The 17,226-nt window shown below is 56.9% G+C and carries 11 protein-coding genes; 9 read left to right on the top strand and 2 right to left on the bottom strand.

Annotation, left to right across the window (positions count from 1 at the left end):
- The first annotated feature begins 56 nt into the window (after positions 1-56).
- Positions 57-2,720, top strand: coding sequence for an aconitate hydratase AcnA (gene acnA, locus DFR30_RS07655; protein ID WP_132972097.1), 2,664 nt, complete (start codon positions 57-59; stop codon positions 2,718-2,720).
- A 7-nt stretch (positions 2,721-2,727) separates the two neighbouring features.
- The gene (gene purB / locus DFR30_RS07650; RefSeq protein WP_132974412.1) at positions 2,728-4,095 is read left to right on the top strand and encodes an adenylosuccinate lyase; all 1,368 of its coding nucleotides are present in this window, start codon (positions 2,728-2,730) and stop codon (positions 4,093-4,095) included.
- Between the two features lie 59 nt (positions 4,096-4,154).
- Here purB and DFR30_RS07645 read toward each other — a convergent pair whose 3' ends face one another.
- Positions 4,155-5,855 carry a putative bifunctional diguanylate cyclase/phosphodiesterase gene (locus tag DFR30_RS07645; RefSeq protein WP_132972096.1) on the bottom strand — a complete coding sequence of 567 codons (1,701 nt, stop codon included), beginning with the start codon at positions 5,853-5,855 and terminating at the stop codon, positions 4,155-4,157.
- Between the two features lie 456 nt (positions 5,856-6,311).
- On the opposite strand from DFR30_RS07645, the gene DFR30_RS07640 reads away from it, so the two are divergent.
- The 4 genes from DFR30_RS07640 to DFR30_RS07625 are packed head-to-tail and all read left to right on the top strand — an operon-like array spanning position 6,312 to position 9,089.
- Complete coding sequence (locus tag DFR30_RS07640) at positions 6,312-6,842, top strand: DUF7931 domain-containing protein (RefSeq protein WP_132972095.1); 531 nt, start codon at positions 6,312-6,314, stop codon at positions 6,840-6,842.
- Positions 6,842-7,693: a hypothetical protein gene (locus tag DFR30_RS07635; protein WP_132972094.1), complete on the top strand. Its 852-nt coding sequence runs from the start codon at positions 6,842-6,844 to the stop codon at positions 7,691-7,693. Before DFR30_RS07640 ends, DFR30_RS07635 begins: the two co-directional genes overlap by 1 nt.
- 26 nt (positions 7,694-7,719) lie before the next feature.
- Positions 7,720-8,652: an SPFH domain-containing protein gene (locus DFR30_RS07630; protein WP_132972093.1), complete on the top strand. Its 933-nt coding sequence runs from the start codon at positions 7,720-7,722 to the stop codon at positions 8,650-8,652.
- Positions 8,649-9,089 (top strand): NfeD family protein, encoded by a 441-nt coding sequence (locus DFR30_RS07625; RefSeq protein ID WP_132972092.1) that lies wholly within the window; start codon positions 8,649-8,651, stop codon positions 9,087-9,089. The genes DFR30_RS07630 and DFR30_RS07625 overlap by 4 nt, the downstream gene beginning before the upstream one ends.
- A gap of 32 nt (positions 9,090-9,121) precedes the next feature.
- Here the strand turns inward: DFR30_RS07625 and DFR30_RS07620 are convergent, their stop codons facing one another.
- Positions 9,122-9,928 (bottom strand): DUF4412 domain-containing protein, encoded by an 807-nt coding sequence (locus tag DFR30_RS07620; RefSeq protein ID WP_132972091.1) that lies wholly within the window; start codon positions 9,926-9,928, stop codon positions 9,122-9,124.
- A gap of 137 nt (positions 9,929-10,065) precedes the next feature.
- Between DFR30_RS07620 and DFR30_RS07615 the strand changes: the two genes are divergently transcribed.
- The 3 genes from DFR30_RS07615 (at position 10,066) to metH (ending at position 17,099) form a co-directional block, all read left to right on the top strand.
- Complete coding sequence (locus DFR30_RS07615) at positions 10,066-12,108, top strand: DUF3857 domain-containing transglutaminase family protein (protein WP_132972090.1); 2,043 nt, start codon at positions 10,066-10,068, stop codon at positions 12,106-12,108.
- 49 nt (positions 12,109-12,157) lie between these two features.
- Positions 12,158-13,324, top strand: a complete 1,167-nt coding sequence (locus tag DFR30_RS07610; protein WP_132972089.1) for a hypothetical protein — start codon at positions 12,158-12,160, stop codon at positions 13,322-13,324.
- Positions 13,325-13,394: 70 nt separating this feature from the next.
- Positions 13,395-17,099, top strand: coding sequence for a methionine synthase (gene metH / locus DFR30_RS07605; RefSeq protein ID WP_132972088.1), 3,705 nt, complete (start codon positions 13,395-13,397; stop codon positions 17,097-17,099).
- The last annotated feature ends 127 nt before the right edge of the window (positions 17,100-17,226 follow it).

Here is a 17,226-nt window from a genome sequence, read left to right as displayed (position 1 = left end):
AAATCAAATAGCTCATAATGTCGCGCTTACTTGAAATCGGGTCACGGGAGCTTTGAATGAGCGACAGTTTTTCCACACGGAGCACACTGAACTGCAACGGCAAGGACTATGAAATCTACCGCCTGCCGGCGCTGGAAAAGGATGTTTCCACACTACCCTGGTCACTCAAGGTGCTGCTGGAAAATCTGCTGCGCTTTGAAGACGGCAAGACCGTTACCCGCGACGACATCGAAGCCCTCATCAACTGGGACCCCAACGCGGAACCCGCTCAGGAAATCGCTTTCCGCCCTGCACGTGTGCTGATGCAGGATTTCACCGGGGTGCCTGCCGTGGTCGATCTCGCGGCCATGCGCGATGCCATGAAAGCGCTGGGCGGCGATCCGCAAAAAATCAATCCGCTGCAGCCCGCCGAACTGGTCATCGACCACTCGGTGCAGATCGACAGCTTCGGGCGCAAGGACTCGATGGATCTGAATGCCAAAATTGAATACCAGCGTAACCAGGAACGCTACGCCTTCCTGAAATGGGGTCAGAAAGGTTTCTCCAACTTCAAGGTCGTACCGCCGGATACCGGTATCGTTCACCAGGTCAATCTCGAGTACCTGGCGCGCGTGGTATTTGCGCAGGAAAATAACGGGGTGTTGCAGGCTTATCCCGACACACTGGTCGGCACCGATTCGCACACCACCATGATCAATGGTCTCGGCGTACTCGGCTGGGGTGTGGGCGGCATCGAAGCCGAAGCGGCCATGCTCGGCCAACCGGTGTCCATGCTGATCCCGCAGGTTGTCGGCTTCAAACTGAGCGGCGAACTGCCGGAAGGCGCAACCGCCACCGACCTTGTGTTACTGGTTGTCGAAATGCTGCGCAAGCACGGTGTCGTTGGCAAGTTCGTCGAGTTCTTCGGTGACGGCCTCGACCACCTGTCGCTGGCCGATCGCGCCACGCTGGCCAATATGGCACCCGAGTATGGTGCGACCTGCGGTATTTTCCCGGTCGATGAGGAAACACTGAACTACCTCCACCTCTCCGGTCGCAGCGAAGAACAGGTCGCCCTGGTTGAAGCCTATGCACGCGAACAGGGCATGTTCCGTCGCAAGGGACAAGCTGAAGCACGCTACACCAGTGTTGTGGAACTGGACATGCGTCATGTTGCACCGAGCCTTGCGGGGCCCAAGCGCCCGCAGGACCGCGTACCGCTTGATGCCTCGAAAAAGATGTTCAACGATGCCCTGAATGCACTGAAAGCCGAACGTAACCTGGAAAGCCATGCGGCTTCCGGCAGCATCAACGGCCAGGAGTTCGAGCTGGATGATGGTGCCGTGGTCATCGCCTCCATCACGTCCTGCACAAACACCTCCAACCCGTCGGTCATGATCGGTGCAGGCCTGGTGGCGCGCAAAGCGGCGGCCAAAGGCCTGAAAGTAAAACCCTGGGTCAAGACCTCACTGGCACCCGGCTCACAGGTTGTTACCGAATACCTTAACCAGGCCGGGCTGATGGACGATCTGGATAGTCTGGGCTTCAATGTCGTGGGTTATGGCTGTGCCACCTGTATCGGTAATTCAGGTCCGTTGCCGGAACCTGTTTCCAAAGCCATTGCGGATGGCAACCTGTCCGCCTGCTCGGTGCTGTCCGGCAACCGGAACTTCGAAGGACGTGTACACGCCGAGGTACGCATGAACTATCTCGCTTCACCACCGCTGGTGGTAGCCTATGCGCTTGCAGGCACAATGGACATCGATCTGGTGAATGAGCCACTCGGCAAGGACACCGGCGGAAACGATGTATTCCTGAAAGACGTATGGCCGAGCCAGGGCGAGATCAATGCACTGATCAGCAGTAGCGTCAACCGTGAAGAATTCACCCGTGTTTATGAAGACGTTTTCAAGGGCGAGAACCGCTGGAATGCACTGGCGTCTCCGGAAGGCCAGCTGTTCGGCTGGCAGGAAGACTCTACCTACATTCGCAACCCGCCCTACTTCGAAGGGATGAGCAAGCAGGTAGACGAGGTCCAGGATATCCACGGCGCACGTGCGCTGGCCATGCTGGGCGATTCTGTGACAACCGACCACATCTCTCCGGCCGGCGCCATCAAGCCTGACAGCCCGGCTGGCCAGTACCTGCTGGAAAAAGGTGTTCAGCCCGCCGACTTCAACTCGCTGGGTTCGCGGCGCGGTAACCACGAAGTCATGATGCGCGGCACCTTCGCCAACATTCGCCTGCGTAACCAGCTGGCGCCCGGCACCGAGGGTGGCGTCACCGTCCATCTGCCGGATGGTGAGCAGATGAGCATCTACGATGCCGCCATGCGCTACAAGGACGAGAACATTCCCCTGGTTGTACTGGCGGGCAAGGAGTACGGTTCCGGTTCATCACGCGACTGGGCTGCCAAGGGGCCCCGTCTGCTGGGTGTGCGTGCCGTCATTGCCGAAAGCTACGAACGTATCCACCGCACCAACCTGGTGTGCATGGGCATACTGCCATTGCAATACAACGAGGGTGAAACCGCCACCTCACTCGGTCTGACCGGCAAGGAAACCTTCCACTTCGAAGGCCTCGGTGACGGCTCTGCCAAACAGCTTGCCGTGCGTGCGGTGAGCGATGATGGCAGTGAAAAAACCTTCACTGTGCGGGTACGCATCGATACCCCACAGGAAATCGAGTACTACCGTCACGGTGGTATCCTTCACTACGTTCTGCGTCAACTGGCTGCCTGATATGAGCATGGAACTGACATCACTCACCGCCGTTTCCCCTGTCGATGGCCGCTATGGCCGGAAAACAGAAGTACTGCGTCCCATCTTCAGTGAATACGGTTTGATCCGTCACCGCGTGCTGGTTGAAGTACGCTGGCTGCAGGCTCTGGCCGCGCATGCCGGTATACCGGAAGTCCCGGTGCTCAGCGAACATGCCAGCAATCTGCTGGCCGCCATTGCCGACAATTTCAGTGAAGAAGACGCACAACGCGTCAAGAACATCGAACGTACCACAAACCACGACGTCAAGGCGGTGGAGTACTTCCTCAAGGAAAAGATCACCGGCAATAATGAACTGGAAGCGGTCAGTGAATTCATTCACTTCGCCTGCACCTCGGAAGACATTAATAACCTTGCCCATGCGTTGATGCTGCGCGAGGCACGTGGACAGGTATTGTTGCCCCGGCTTGACGAAATCATCCGCACAGTCACGCAGCTGGCGCACGACAATGCCGAGCTGCCCATGCTGTCACGTACCCATGGACAACCCGCCTCGCCGACCACGCTGGGCAAGGAAATGGCCAACGTGGCCTTTCGCCTGCACCGCCAGCGTGACCAGGTCGCCGCCGTTCCCATGCTGGGCAAGATCAACGGTGCCGTCGGTAACTACAACGCGCACATGATTGCCTACCCCGAGATCGACTGGCCGGCCTTCAGCCGTGATTTTGTCACCAGCCTCGGTCTCGACTGGAACCCCTACACGATCCAGGTCGAGCCGCACGATTACATCGCCGAACTGTTCGATGCGGTGGCACGTTACAACGTGATCCTGATCGACTTTGCACGTGACGTATGGGGTTATATCTCGCTCGGTTATTTCAAACAGCGAACCGTTGCCGGCGAAGTGGGGTCGTCGACCATGCCACACAAGGTCAACCCGATTGATTTCGAGAATGCCGAAGGCAATTTCGGTATTGCCAATGCGATCTTCGACCACCTGTCGATGAAACTGCCGATATCCCGTTGGCAACGGGATCTCAGCGACTCTACCGTGTTGCGCAACCTGGGTGTGGGTGTTGCACACTCCGTGATCGGCTATGACTCCCTGCTTCGCGGCATCGGCAAACTCGAAGCCAATCCCGCGCGCCTTGCAGAAGACCTGGATGCAACCTGGGAAGTCCTGGCAGAAGCCGTACAGACCGTGATGCGCCGCTACGGCGTGGAGCAGCCCTACGAAAAACTCAAGGAACTGACGCGCGGCAAGGGTATTGATGCGGCATCGCTGAAGACTTTTATCGAAAACCTGGACATACCACCGGAAGCCAGGAAGGCCTTGTCCAGACTGACACCCGGCAGTTATACCGGTAACGCCACCGAACAGGCGAAATCCATCTAGCAAAAAAATCCCCGCTTGTGCGGGGATAAATACATCGACACCATACTTCGCTTCGCGCTTTATTTGGCCAACTTCAGGGGCGTTACCCAACGCTCCTGTTTCCATTCACGGGAACAGATCCAGTCGGCCAGTTCGCGGGGACCCTGAGGCTTGCGTATAAAGTAACCTTGCGCTGTATCGCAACCCAGCATTTCCAGAAGATCCCACACGTCGGTGCTTTCCACCCCCTCTGCTACAACTTTCAGGCCCAGGTTGTGGGCCAGATCAATCGTGGCGCGAACAATGACGGCATCATTTTCATCGCGGTCCATCTGTGTCACGAATGACTTGTCTATTTTGATCTCGTCGACCGGTAACTGCTTGAGATAGGCCAGCGAGGAATAACCGGTACCGAAATCGTCGACAGATAACTGGAAACCCATGCTCGACAAACGCCTCATGACCCGGCGTGCCGTCAAAGGGTCGGACATAATCGCGCTTTCCGTAATTTCAAGAATGACCCGGGACGGATCAGCGTTATGCAACATGACCAGCCTCTGGACCTGTGCCGGTAGCTGACGGTCCTGAAGGCTGCGCACCGAGAGATTAATACTGATACTCAGATCAATACCAATTTTTGACCAACTGGAAACCTGTGCCAGGGCCCGGTCAATCACCCATAACGTCAGAGGCCGGATGACACCGGTCTGTTCTGCAGACGGAATGAACTCTTCAGGTGGAACCAGCCCATACTGCGGGTGGTTCCAGCGCACCAGTGCTTCGGCACAAAAAATCCTGCCGCTGGAAATATCCACCATTGGCTGGTAGTCCAGGATCAACTGATCCTGTTCTATCGCTTCCTTGAGTTCGGATGACAAACCCAGGCGGCTGATAGATTTGTTGTCACGGCCTGCGGCATAGAAGGCAAAGCCTTTTTGCTTCCGCTTGGCTTCATACATGGCAACATCGGCAAACCGCATTAACAGGTTTGCGTCCTGCCCATGATCCGGACACAAGGCAATTCCAATACTGATGCCGGCCCGCAGGCGGAGATTCTCGACTTTTATCGGCTGTTCAAGTGCAGTGGCAATCTTGCGACAAATCAATTTTGCATGGTCGCGGTCGGCGCCAGGCAACAATACGGCAAACTCATCACCACCGAGCCGCGCCACAGTATCTGTTCGCCTCAGAACGGACAGCAACCTGCGACCGACCTCCTGCAACAAACGATCACCGATATGATGACCGAGTGTGTCATTCACTTCCTTGAAGCGATCAAGATCCATAATAAAAAGTGCTACCGAAGCATTGCTGTCATGCGCTGATTGCAATTCGGATTCGAAACGCTCGAGAAAAAGCGAGCGGTTTGGCAGGTTCGTCAGGTTGTCATGGCGCGCCTGGTATTCCAGTGCATAATTCTCGGCAATGACTTCTTCACTGAGGCGCTCAAGACGTTGCTGTAACCGGTCAATTGAATTGCATCGATCAAACGCCGGCAAAGGAATACCAAGCCGCTGCGCGTAATTTTCGACAATTGCATGAACTCGTTCAATACGGGTTACGTAGCGCGCAGCCGCAACAAGCAGCAACACTCCGAACGCCAGCATCATCCAGGTACGCTGCTCTCGCATGGCACCCTGAAAGGTAATATCCAGCACCAGCCAGATCATTGCGCCGGCAAGCAACACCAGCAGACCTGTGCCCGCTGACAGATTCCCCAACCAGGTCTTCAATACCACCAAACCCTGCGACATAACGGTCGCGGCTTTAATGCGTTTCATTCACATGTCCCCATCCCTGAGCGCTGTAATAATTTCCGGGCACATCACACGAACACGCATCCGGAAGGCATTTTTGCCAATCCTCTACGCTCGGGATACAAAAAATGGAAAGCATCGGACTGATCAGTCCGACTAGCCGAATTTTCCTTATAATACGTAGACTTGCGTCCTATCCTTGATATACGGCTGCAAGTCCTTCCCACTCATAACGGCCAGGCGGGAAAAATACTTAACCTTTTTGCACCAGTCTGAAGCATTTACGCCAGCCGGAGGCAAGACAAGGAGGCTCTGAAACGGGTTGCAAGGCGGTTTTCCTGCACGCCCAACCCGGCACAGAACCCTTCTGCCAGCTGTCCGGTTTTGAGCCCGATGGGGATGCCTTCGAGGACGCCGGTATCCCCCACCGCACGCGGCGTGTGACTGTACAGTAGCCCTTCATCACAGTAGGCTTGGTGTATGAAGAACGAAGAAAACTTCCAGCGTTTTGTAAAGCTGCAGCTTGGACTGTCAGACCTTGATATCGAACTGGACAGCCGGGCTGACACCGCGCATGCCACCAACCTGATGGCCAAACAGGCGCAGGACACACTGGATATTTTCTCGCGCAATCTCGACCCCGGACTCTACGAGCAAAATGACTTCCTCGACAACCTCGGCAACCTGTGCCTGCGCAACCGCAAGGCGCGTATCCGTTTCCTGGTACAACAGCCGGAGGAAGCCGTTAAACGCTGCCAGCGACTCCTCGAACTGGCGCGTAAACTCAGCAGTTCTATCGAATTGCGTCAGCCTCATCCCGATTACCGGCATCACAACGAAGCCTTCATGATCGCTGACCAATGTGGCCTGGTTTATCGCAAGATGTCTGATCGTTACGAAGGCACAGCCAACTTCTATAACCCGGTCGAGGCAAAACGCAAAACGGATTTTTTCACTGAAGTGTGGGAACGCAGTGAAGTTCATCCCGAATTTCGGCGCCTGTATCTGTGATGAAAGCACCGTTCTTCATCGCCTTGCTGTTCGTATTCAACAGTGTGCTGGTGTCTGCCAGCGAGCTGGACATTATTGACCTCCACAACCGCCCTGCCGGGGAAATCATCCCCTTGATCAAACCCATGCTGAATGCCGACGAATCCGTCACGGGACGGGGTTTCCAGCTTATCCTGAAGGCCGATGCCACGCGCCAGGCACAAATCCGCGAACTGGTGAGCAAACTGGACCGCGCGGCGGCACAGTTAATGATTTCTGTCTTCCAGGGCAGCGAACGTGACTTGCAGGCGCTTGGTGCCGCAGCCGGCATCCACTACCGGGACAGTAATGCCGATATACAACTTGGCAGCAGCTCAACAGCACCCGGTGGCGCCAGCGCCACCCTCCAGGGGAACAGGACGACTGCCACGGGACGCATTTACGGCACACGGGCACACCTGCAGGACAACCCCATACACCGCTTGCGCATCATGGAAGGCACTGCGGGCTATATCGAAACCGGTCAATCCATCCCCTACTTTTCCGGCCAGGTTTACCAGCGCAATGGACAAAGCATCGTTGAGTCGAGCGTTGACTACAAGGATGTCACCAGCGGGTTTTATGTGCGCCCACGGGTCAGCGGAGAGCGGGTGATACTCGATATCAGCCCCCACCGGGATGCGCTTGACCCGGGTGGAGCAATCAACACACGCAGCGCCACAACAACCATCAGCGGACGACTGGGGGAATGGATCCCGCTCGGCGGAACCACCGGTGAACTGAAGCGTGGCGCTGCACAACCGGGAAAATACTATTCAACCCAGGATCGGCACAGCGAGAGTATCTGGATCAAGGCCGACCCGGTTCAATAAATATCAAAACAATACAAGGAGGCATCATGTTCGGATTTCAGGAATTTGTCATACTCTTTCTGGTACTGGCTGTAGTACTGGTCATCATGGGCGTCAAATCCGTGCCACAGGGCACCGAGTTTACGGTTGAACGTTTCGGTCGTTACACCAAAACACTGCGGCCGGGACTCAACCTCATCATCCCGGTGGTCGATCGCATCGGCGCCAAGCTGAACATGATGGAACGGGTCATGGATGTCCCCTCGCAGGAAGTCATCACCAAGGATAACGCCATGGTCACCGTGGATGGGGTGGTATTCTTCCAGGTACTCGACGCTGCCAAGGCCGCCTACGAGGTCAACCAGCTGGAGCTTGCGATCCTGAACCTGACCATGACTAATATCCGTACGGTGATGGGCTCGATGGATCTCGATCAACTACTGTCCCAGCGCGACAGCATCAATGCCAGGTTGTTGTCCGTGGTCGACGACGCCACAACGCCCTGGGGCGTCAAGGTAACGCGTATCGAAATAAAGGACATCACCCCGCCGCGTGACCTGGTCGATGCGATGGCACGACAGATGAAGGCCGAGCGTGAAAAACGCGCCAACATCCTCGATGCTGAAGGTTTCCGACAGGCCGAAATTCTCAAGGCCGAGGGTGAAAAGCAGGCGGTTATCCTGGACGCCGAAGGTAATCGCCAGGCGGCCTTCCTCGATGCCGAAGCACGCGAGCGCCAGGCCGAAGCCGAAGCCAAGGCGACGCAGATGGTTTCCACAGCCATTGCCAGCGGCGACATCAACGCCATCAATTACTTCATCGCCACCAAATATGTCGATGCCCTTCAGGCGATTGCCACTTCACCCAACGAGAAACTGGTGCTGATGCCACTGGAAGCTTCCGGCGTCATTGGCGCCATTGGCGGCATCGCCGAACTGGCCAGGGATGCCATGGCCAAAAGCAAGGATTCAGCCGCATGATCGAGTCCATCGGCCACTGGCACTGGTGGATCCTCGCAGCCGTGCTGATCATCCTCGAAGTATTCGCACCCGGCGCCTTCTTCCTCTGGCTGGGACTTGCTGCCGTCACCGTTGGCGGCGTGGTCTACGTATTGCCGGATATGATCTGGGAATACCAGTTGCTGCTGTTCTCGGTACTGTCAGTGATCAGCATCGTGATCTGGCGAAAGTATTTCCGCTCCACGCCTGCAGACACCGACCAGCCGCACCTGAACCGGCGCGGCGAGCAATACCTTGGCCGGACCTTTACCCTGGAAGCGCCGATCATCGATGGCGTGGGCAAGATTCACGTGGATGATTCCACCTGGAAAGTGCACGGTGATGACTGCCCTGCCGGAACCCGCGTCGAAGTCACAGGTGTCGACGGAACCATCCTGAAAGTCGAGTGCAAGCAGTAGTACCGGCCTCACTGCAAACCTTCTGCGGCGAACTAGCGCATTTTCGGCATGTCCTTCTTGCTCATCGAGCGGTATGCGTTGAACCGCGTTTCGTCCAGCTTGTCACCGGAGACCTTCACAAGGTGAAACTCACGGCCGTTCCTGAGATCTTTCGCGGAAACCGGTACGCCATCGACATCACCCATCGACATTTCCGTAGCGCCCATGCCAGCGCTTATTTCCTGTGCGCCTGCCGCCATCTCACGCATGAACTTCATCGCAGAACGGACGGTGGAAAAATCGGATTTCGACAGGCCCGCACCCGTACGGGTCGCCACGCAAAGCTCGGAAACGCGCTGCTTGTCACTCATCACATCGTAACGCTCGCATTTGAATCCGGCCACCTTGTCACTGCCTCGCTTGACCGAGGTTAGCCTGGCCGCCGGTTTGGCTTCCATTGCGCCGAGGCTCGCCATACCACCCATTTGCTGTTCAATCATGGCGCGTTGTTCAGGCGGGAGGTTCTTCAGTCGCTCACGCATCATCGCCATTTGCGGTGCCATTTCCTTCCTCACCCGGGCTACCGAGTCGGCCATCTCGGCCAGCGTATTACGATCAATTTCCATGTACTCGCGTTTGGCGCTGTTGACGTGTATCACCATGTCGCGTTGTGCGTCATAGAGCATGTATTCCGAATCACCGGGCGACGACATGCGCACCATGTGACCTTTTACCTCAATAACAGAGTCCATTTTACCGCTGCCATCTTTCATGGTCAGGGTCGCGTCAGCTTGTACAGCGGGGGTCATCAGTAAAGCGGGGATCAGGTAAACAAACGCTTTGAGGATTCTTCTGGTCATGGTTTTGCCCTCTTTTGTCCGGTTATGACGGAGTGATTGTAAACCTGTGAAGTAACAGCTGAAAGCGATTCTGCGCTCAAGTCGATGCGGGCAACGGCCGATCAGACCGGGAGGAATAACTCATTGGACCAGAGCGGATGCCATTTACCTTGTTTCCCAGCGTGTTACGCGGACTGTTCGTTGCCACCATCGTGGTGCTGTTTACAGCGCCAGTGCAGGCCCGGCAGTTTGATAAAAGCGGTTATTCGTTTTCCACCGAACCGCTGCCGGGCTGGGTCGACTGGGCGGACCTGGCCGAAGTGCCCGGGCAGCGCCCCGGACTGGCAGCCGCCTACCGCCTGGTGGATCACCAGGTGTATATATCGGAATCCGGCGAAACCCGCTTCAGCCGCATGGTCACCCAGCCATTGACAGAGGCCGGCCTGAACCAGGCCGCCGAAATCGAGATCAACTTCAACCCGGCTTACCAGACCCTTACGCTGCACAAGCTGGACCTGGTACGCGATGGACAGTTAACCAACAAGCTCCAGCCCGAGCAGGTTCGTCTGATTCAGCGCGAACAGGACTTCGATAAAAGACTGTATGACGGTGTCGTCACCGCGGTGATTATCGTTAACGACGTGCGACTCAAGGACTCGGTCGACCTGGCCTACTCCATCGAAGGCCGCAACCCGGTTTTCGGAAACAAGTATTTTTCTGCATTTTCCCTGGGCTGGAATGTCCCGGTAGACCGGGCCCGGGTACGGGTATCGGCCCCGGCCGAACGCAAACTCTATACCCGCTCATTGAATACAGACCTTGAGCCGGTCATCCGCCGCCACAACGGTCGCATTGAATACGAATGGTCACAGGAGAACACGCCTGCGATTATCTCTGAAGATGCCGTTCCCAGCTGGCACCAGCCTTATCCCGGTGTCCAGATCAGTGAATATCGCCGCTGGCGCGACGTTACGCGCTGGGCAAACAGCCTGTACAAACACGATGATGCATTGCCCGCGTCACTTGTCGAAATCCTGCAACAATGGCGCGACGAAGAACCGGACAAGAAACAACTTACCGCACGCGCCCTGAAACTGGTGCAGAATGAGGTTCGCTACTTCGGGATCGAACTGGGCCAGAACTCACACCGTCCCAGCCCGCCCGGTGAAGTCTACGAACGCCGCTACGGTGACTGCAAGGACAAGGCGACCCTGCTGGTGACAATACTTGACCAGCTGGGCATCAAGGCATACCCGGCCCTGGTTTCCACCGAATACCAGCGTGACGTCGACAACTGGCTACCCAGCCCCGGCCTGTTCGATCATGTCATTGTCACAACCGAACTGGATGGCAAACGCTACTGGCTGGATGGAACCAGTAACTACCAGCAAGGCAGCATCGACACACTGGGCGTACCCGATTTCGAGCGTGCGCTGATCATCCGTAAAGGCGAAAACCGCCTGGCAAAGATCGAAGTCGCCAACAGCGCGGCATCCAGTATCGACGTGGAAGAAGCGTTCCTGACCAGCAGTTACAGCACCCCGGTTTCACTCAGCGTCACGACAACGTATCGCGGCACCGTCGCCGAATCGATGCGCGAGTATTTTGCCACCAATACACCCGCTGAAATCGCCCGTGCGTTTATGAACTACTATGCAAAAATATATCCGTCCATCAGCCTGGACAACGATATAACCGCGAGCAATGACACCACTGACAACCGTTTGACCGTCGTGGAACACTACCATATCGATGACTTCTGGAAAGCGGACAACGAAAACAGAATCGCCTATGTCATAGGTTCATCCATCGCGCCCTACATCAAAAAGCCGGACACCATCCGCCGTACTGCACCGCTGGCTATTTCATACCCTGTCAACGTCCGGCATCAGTCAACCATCATCTATCCCGAAGACATCGACTACGAAAACAGGGAACCGTCGGTCGCCGTCAAGGGCAAGTTCATCGATTACCGGCGTGCGATCAATTACGCAGACCGTAAACTGACGGTCACGCATCATTACAGCTCCCGAAAGGAAGTTGTAATGCCCGGCCAGCTGGACAGCTACTACAGTGCTATTAACCAGGTCAGGAACACACTGGAATACACCACACAGCTGAACAACATCACCCCGAAAGGCAGCATCAACGCAAAGATCAATACCTTGCTGGATCGCCTGAACACAATTTCAACTAACTGAGTTGACGGCTGCAAACCACCGCATGCCACCACGAACCGGAGACCGCATCATGCGCGCATTACTTTGGCCACTGACACTGCTGGTCGTTCTGATAACGGGCTGCGCCAGTCAGCCTGCCAGCAACACGGTCACCGACACCCTGGCCTCCCGCCCTGATGCCGGCAGTTTTGAGCAGTTTGGCAAGGCACTGGCAGCGTCCATGGCTGCCAGAGACAGCACGCTGTTTACCCGTAGTCTGGACACCGAACAGTTTGCCCGCCGCTCACTCACATCGCTGGGTCTGGCGGCCGTAAAGAAACAGGCTGTGGCCAGCTATGCCAAGTCACTGCAAAAAATAGTGGATAACCGTTTCGGTGATACGTTTTCTTCAGTCCAATATGCTGACTTCCTTCGCCTCATGCCAAACGATACCGACCAGCCCGACCAGGCTGTCGCGCTGATTCGTATTGAACCTGAAGACGGCGGTATCAGTTACTGGAAAGTGTACCTGCGCCGTGCGAACGGCAAGGTCACTATCGTCGACTGGCTGAACTACGCTCTCGGTGAAATCGCCAGCAAGGCCATCGGTGGTTTTGCACTTAACGTCGGCACAATCGCCCAGAAACCGGATTCCGGTGGTGTAGCAGCGCTCAAAGCCTATTTCGCTGCGGTAAAAGGCACTGACCCACAACAGTTACTGCAAACCTACGATCAGCTCCCCCCGGGTATCCGGGAGAATTCATTGTTGATGTACACCTATTTCCAGGCCGCAAACCGTATCTCGCCGGCCACTTACCAGACAGTACTTGCCGACCTGGCGCCGATATACCGGAAGCAGGACAGTTATGCCCTTCTGATGTTCGAATACCACCAGGTCAATGGTGACTACGCCGAAGCCCACAAGTCACTCGATAAAACCGCTGTCCAACTGGGTGAGGATGCCGGCCTGGATACACTTCACGCCGGCCTTGCCCTGATGACAGAAGACTACAAAAGCGCCATCGCCTATGCCCGCGACGGCATCAACAGAGAGCCCGCTTTCATCAAAAACTACTGGGTGCTGCTGGATGCACTGGTGTTCACCGAGAACTATGCCGACGCCGTACTGGTGCTGAATATTCTGGAAGAAGGCTTCGGCTACCAGTTCGACGCGGAAAAGCTGGCCGGCCTGGAAGGCTACGAGGCATTCGGGCAATCCGCACCCTTCAACAGCTGGCGTGTTGCCTCGTCGCAGTGACCCGCCCCGGTAAAGCAGCCGGTTAATAGATCTGGTACAATGGGCGCCATTCGAACAATGGCACAACCCCATGAAAACACTAGAAGAGTTACTCCAGGAACGCATCCTCATCCTCGACGGCGCCATGGGCACCATGATCCAGCGCTACAAACTGGACGAAGCCGACTACCGGGGCGAGCGCTTTGCCGACTGGCCCTGTGATCTGAAGGGTAACAACGACCTGCTGTCGCTGACCCAGCCGCAGATCATCAGCGACATCCACAAGGCCTACCTCGAGGCCGGCGCGGACATCATCGAGACCAACACCTTCAACTCCACGTCGATCTCGCTGGCCGACTACCAGCAGGAAGACCTGGTGTTCGAGCTGAACTATGCCTCCGCGCGGCTGGCGCGCAATGCCGCGGATGCACTTTCCACCCTCGACAAACCGCGTTTCGTCGCCGGCGTACTCGGCCCGACCAACCGCACCGCATCACTGTCACCGGATGTGAACAACCCGGGCTTTCGTAACGTCACCTTCGACGAGCTGAAAGAAACCTACTACGAAGCCACCCGCGCACTGGTCGAGGGCGGCTCCGATATCATCCTCATCGAGACCATCTTCGACACCCTCAACGCCAAGGCCGCCGCCTTTGCCGTCAAGACCTACTTCGAAGACTCGGGCAACGAACGCCCGGTCATGATCTCCGGCACTATCACCGATGCCTCCGGCCGCACCCTGTCCGGCCAGACGGCAGAAGCCTTCTTCAACGCCATGCGCCATGTGAACCCGATCTCCATCGGCTTTAACTGCGCGCTGGGCGCCAAACAGTTGCGCCAGTACGTGGAAGAACTGGCCGGCACCGCCGACTGCTACGTCAACGCACACCCCAACGCCGGCCTGCCCAATGAATTCGGTGAATACGATGAATCCCCCGAAGACATGGCCAAAGAACTCGGCGAATGGGCCGAGAGCGGCTTCCTGAACATCATCGGCGGATGCTGTGGCACCACCCCGCCACACATCAAGGCCATCGCCGAGGCGGTTTCCCAATGCCCGCCGCGCAAAAAAGTCGACAACAACTTCGTACTGCGCCTGTCCGGCCTGGAGCCCCTCAACATCACCGACGAGTCGCTGTTCGTCAACGTCGGCGAACGCACCAACGTGACGGGCTCGGCCAGGTTCAAACGCCTCATCCTCGAAGAACAGTACGACGAAGCCCTGACCGTGGCACGCGACCAGGTCGAGAACGGCGCGCAGATCATCGACATCAACATGGACGAAGGCATGCTCGATGGCGAAAAAGCCATGGTCACCTTCCTCAACCTGATTGCCGGTGAGCCGGACATTTCGCGTGTACCGGTGATGATCGACTCCTCCAAGTGGCCGATCATCGAAGCCGGCCTGAAGTGCATCCAGGGCAAGGGCGTCGTCAACTCCATCAGCATGAAGGAAGGCGAAGCCGCGTTTATCGAACACGCCAGACTGTGCCGCAAATACGGTGCCGCCATTATCGTCATGGCCTTCGACGAAACCGGCCAGGCCGATACCCAGGCACGCAAGGTCGAGATCTGCACCCGCGCCTACAAACTCCTCACCGAGGAAGTCGGCTTCCCGCCGGAAGACATCATCTTCGACCCCAACATCTTCGCTGTCGCCACCGGCATCGAGGAACACAACAACTACGGCGTGGACTTCATCGAGGCCACGCGCCAGATCAAACAGACCCTGCCGCACGCCAAGGTCAGCGGCGGCGTCAGTAACGTATCGTTCTCGTTCCGTGGCAACAACCCGGTACGCGAAGCCATCCACGCCGTGTTCCTGTACCACGCCATCAAGGCCGGCATGGACATGGGCATCGTCAACGCCGGGCAACTGGCCATCTACGACGACCTGCCCGACGAACTGCGCGAACGCGTCGAAGACGTGGTACTCAACCGCCGCGACGACGCCACCGAACGCCTGCTGGAGATCGCCAACAAGTACAAGGGCGACGGCAGCACCGCGGAAAGAAAAGAAGACCTGGAATGGCGCAGCTGGCCCGTCACCAAACGCCTCGAGCACGCCCTGGTGAAAGGCATCGACAGCTTCGTGGTCGAAGACACCGAAGCATGCCGCCAGCAATACGAGCGCCCCATCCAGGTCATCGAAGGCCCGCTGATGGACGGCATGAACGTCGTCGGCGACCTGTTCGGCGAAGGCAAAATGTTCCTGCCGCAGGTGGTCAAAAGCGCGCGCGTCATGAAAAAAGCCGTCGCCTACCTGCTGCCCTACATCGAGGCCGAGAAAGCCGGAAACGCCGACGCAACGGGCGCCAAAGGCAAAATCCTCATGGCCACCGTCAAGGGCGACGTACACGACATCGGCAAAAACATCGTCGGCGTAGTGCTGCAGTGCAACAACTTCGAAGTCGTTGACCTCGGCGTCATGGTGCCTGCCCAGAAAATCCTCGACGCCGCCAAAGAACACAACGTCGACATCATCGGCCTGTCCGGACTCATCACCCCCAGCCTGGACGAAATGGCGCACCTGGCGAAGGAAATGGAACGCGAAGGCTTCGACATCCCGCTACTGATCGGCGGCGCCACCACCTCACGCGTCCACACCGCCGTTAAAATCGAACCCGGCTACCACGGCACGACCATCTACGTGAAAGACGCTTCACGCGCCGTCGGCGTGGCGCAGAACCTGGTCAGCGAAGACAACAAAGCGCCTTACATCGAAGAGATCAAGGCCGAGTACGAAAAAGTCCGCGCCATGCACGCCGGCAAACAGCGCAAGACCGAATGGCTGACCCTGCAACACGCGCGCGCCAACAAGATCCCCCTCGACTGGGACAACTACACCCCGCCGGTACCGAAAACCTGGGGTATCACCGTGTTCGACGACTACTCGCTGGAAGAACTGCGCCAGTACATCGACTGGACCCCGTTCTTCAAAACCTGGGAACTGGCCGGCAGCTACCCGAAAATCCTCGACGACGAAATCGTCGGTGAACACGCCCGCAACCTGTTCGAAGACGCCAAGGCCATGCTTGACCAGATCATCGACGAAAAATGGCTACAGGCCAAAGCCGTGTTCGCCCTGTTCCCCGCCAACCAGGTGGGCGACGACGACATCGAGGTCTATACCAACGAAGACCGCAACGAAGTGCTGACCACCCTGCACCACCTGCGCCAGCAAAACCAGAAACCCCCGGGCCGTCCCAACCAGTGCCTGGCCGACTTCGTCGCGCCCAAAGACACCGGCCTGAAAGACTACATCGGCGCCTTCGCCGTCACCGCCGGCATCGGCATCGACGAACACGTAAAGCGTTTTGAAGCTGACCACGACGATTACCACAGCATCATGCTCAAGGCCCTGGCCGACCGCCTGGCCGAAGCTTTTGCAGAGCGTTTGCATGAAAGGGTAAGGAAGGAATTCTGGGGCTATGCCAGTGATGAAGCACTCGACAACAACGGGCTCATTAAGGAGCAGTACAAAGGCATCCGCCCTGCTCCCGGCTACCCGGCCTGCCCGGACCACACGGAAAAGGCGTTGTTGTGGGAACTGATCGATCCGGAAGCCAACGCCGGGATCAGCATCACCGAGCACTTCGCCATGCTGCCCACTGCGGCGGTTTCCGGCTGGTACTTCAGTCACCCAGAATCGAAGTATTTTGGGGTTGGGAAGATTAATCGGGACCAGGTGGAAGATTATGCACGGCGGAAAGGGATGACGGTGGAGGAAGCCGAGCGTTGGCTGGCGCCTAATTTGGGGTATGATCCGGGTGTTTCGAAGGTGGCAGTGGGATAAAACGGAATAAACTATTTAGGTCTGACTCCCATGGTTTCACTTTCCTGGGAGTAGGATTTATTACTCATGTAATAGCAAATGACATCCGACACTCCTGCGCAAGAATGCACTTCTCTCTTCTTCTTAT

The organism is Thiogranum longum, from assembly GCF_004339085.1.
Classification (GTDB): domain Bacteria; phylum Pseudomonadota; class Gammaproteobacteria; order DSM-19610; family DSM-19610; genus Thiogranum; species Thiogranum longum.
The sequence above is the reverse complement of the archived record's forward strand: the minus strand, read 5'-3'. Positions and strand labels throughout refer to the sequence as shown.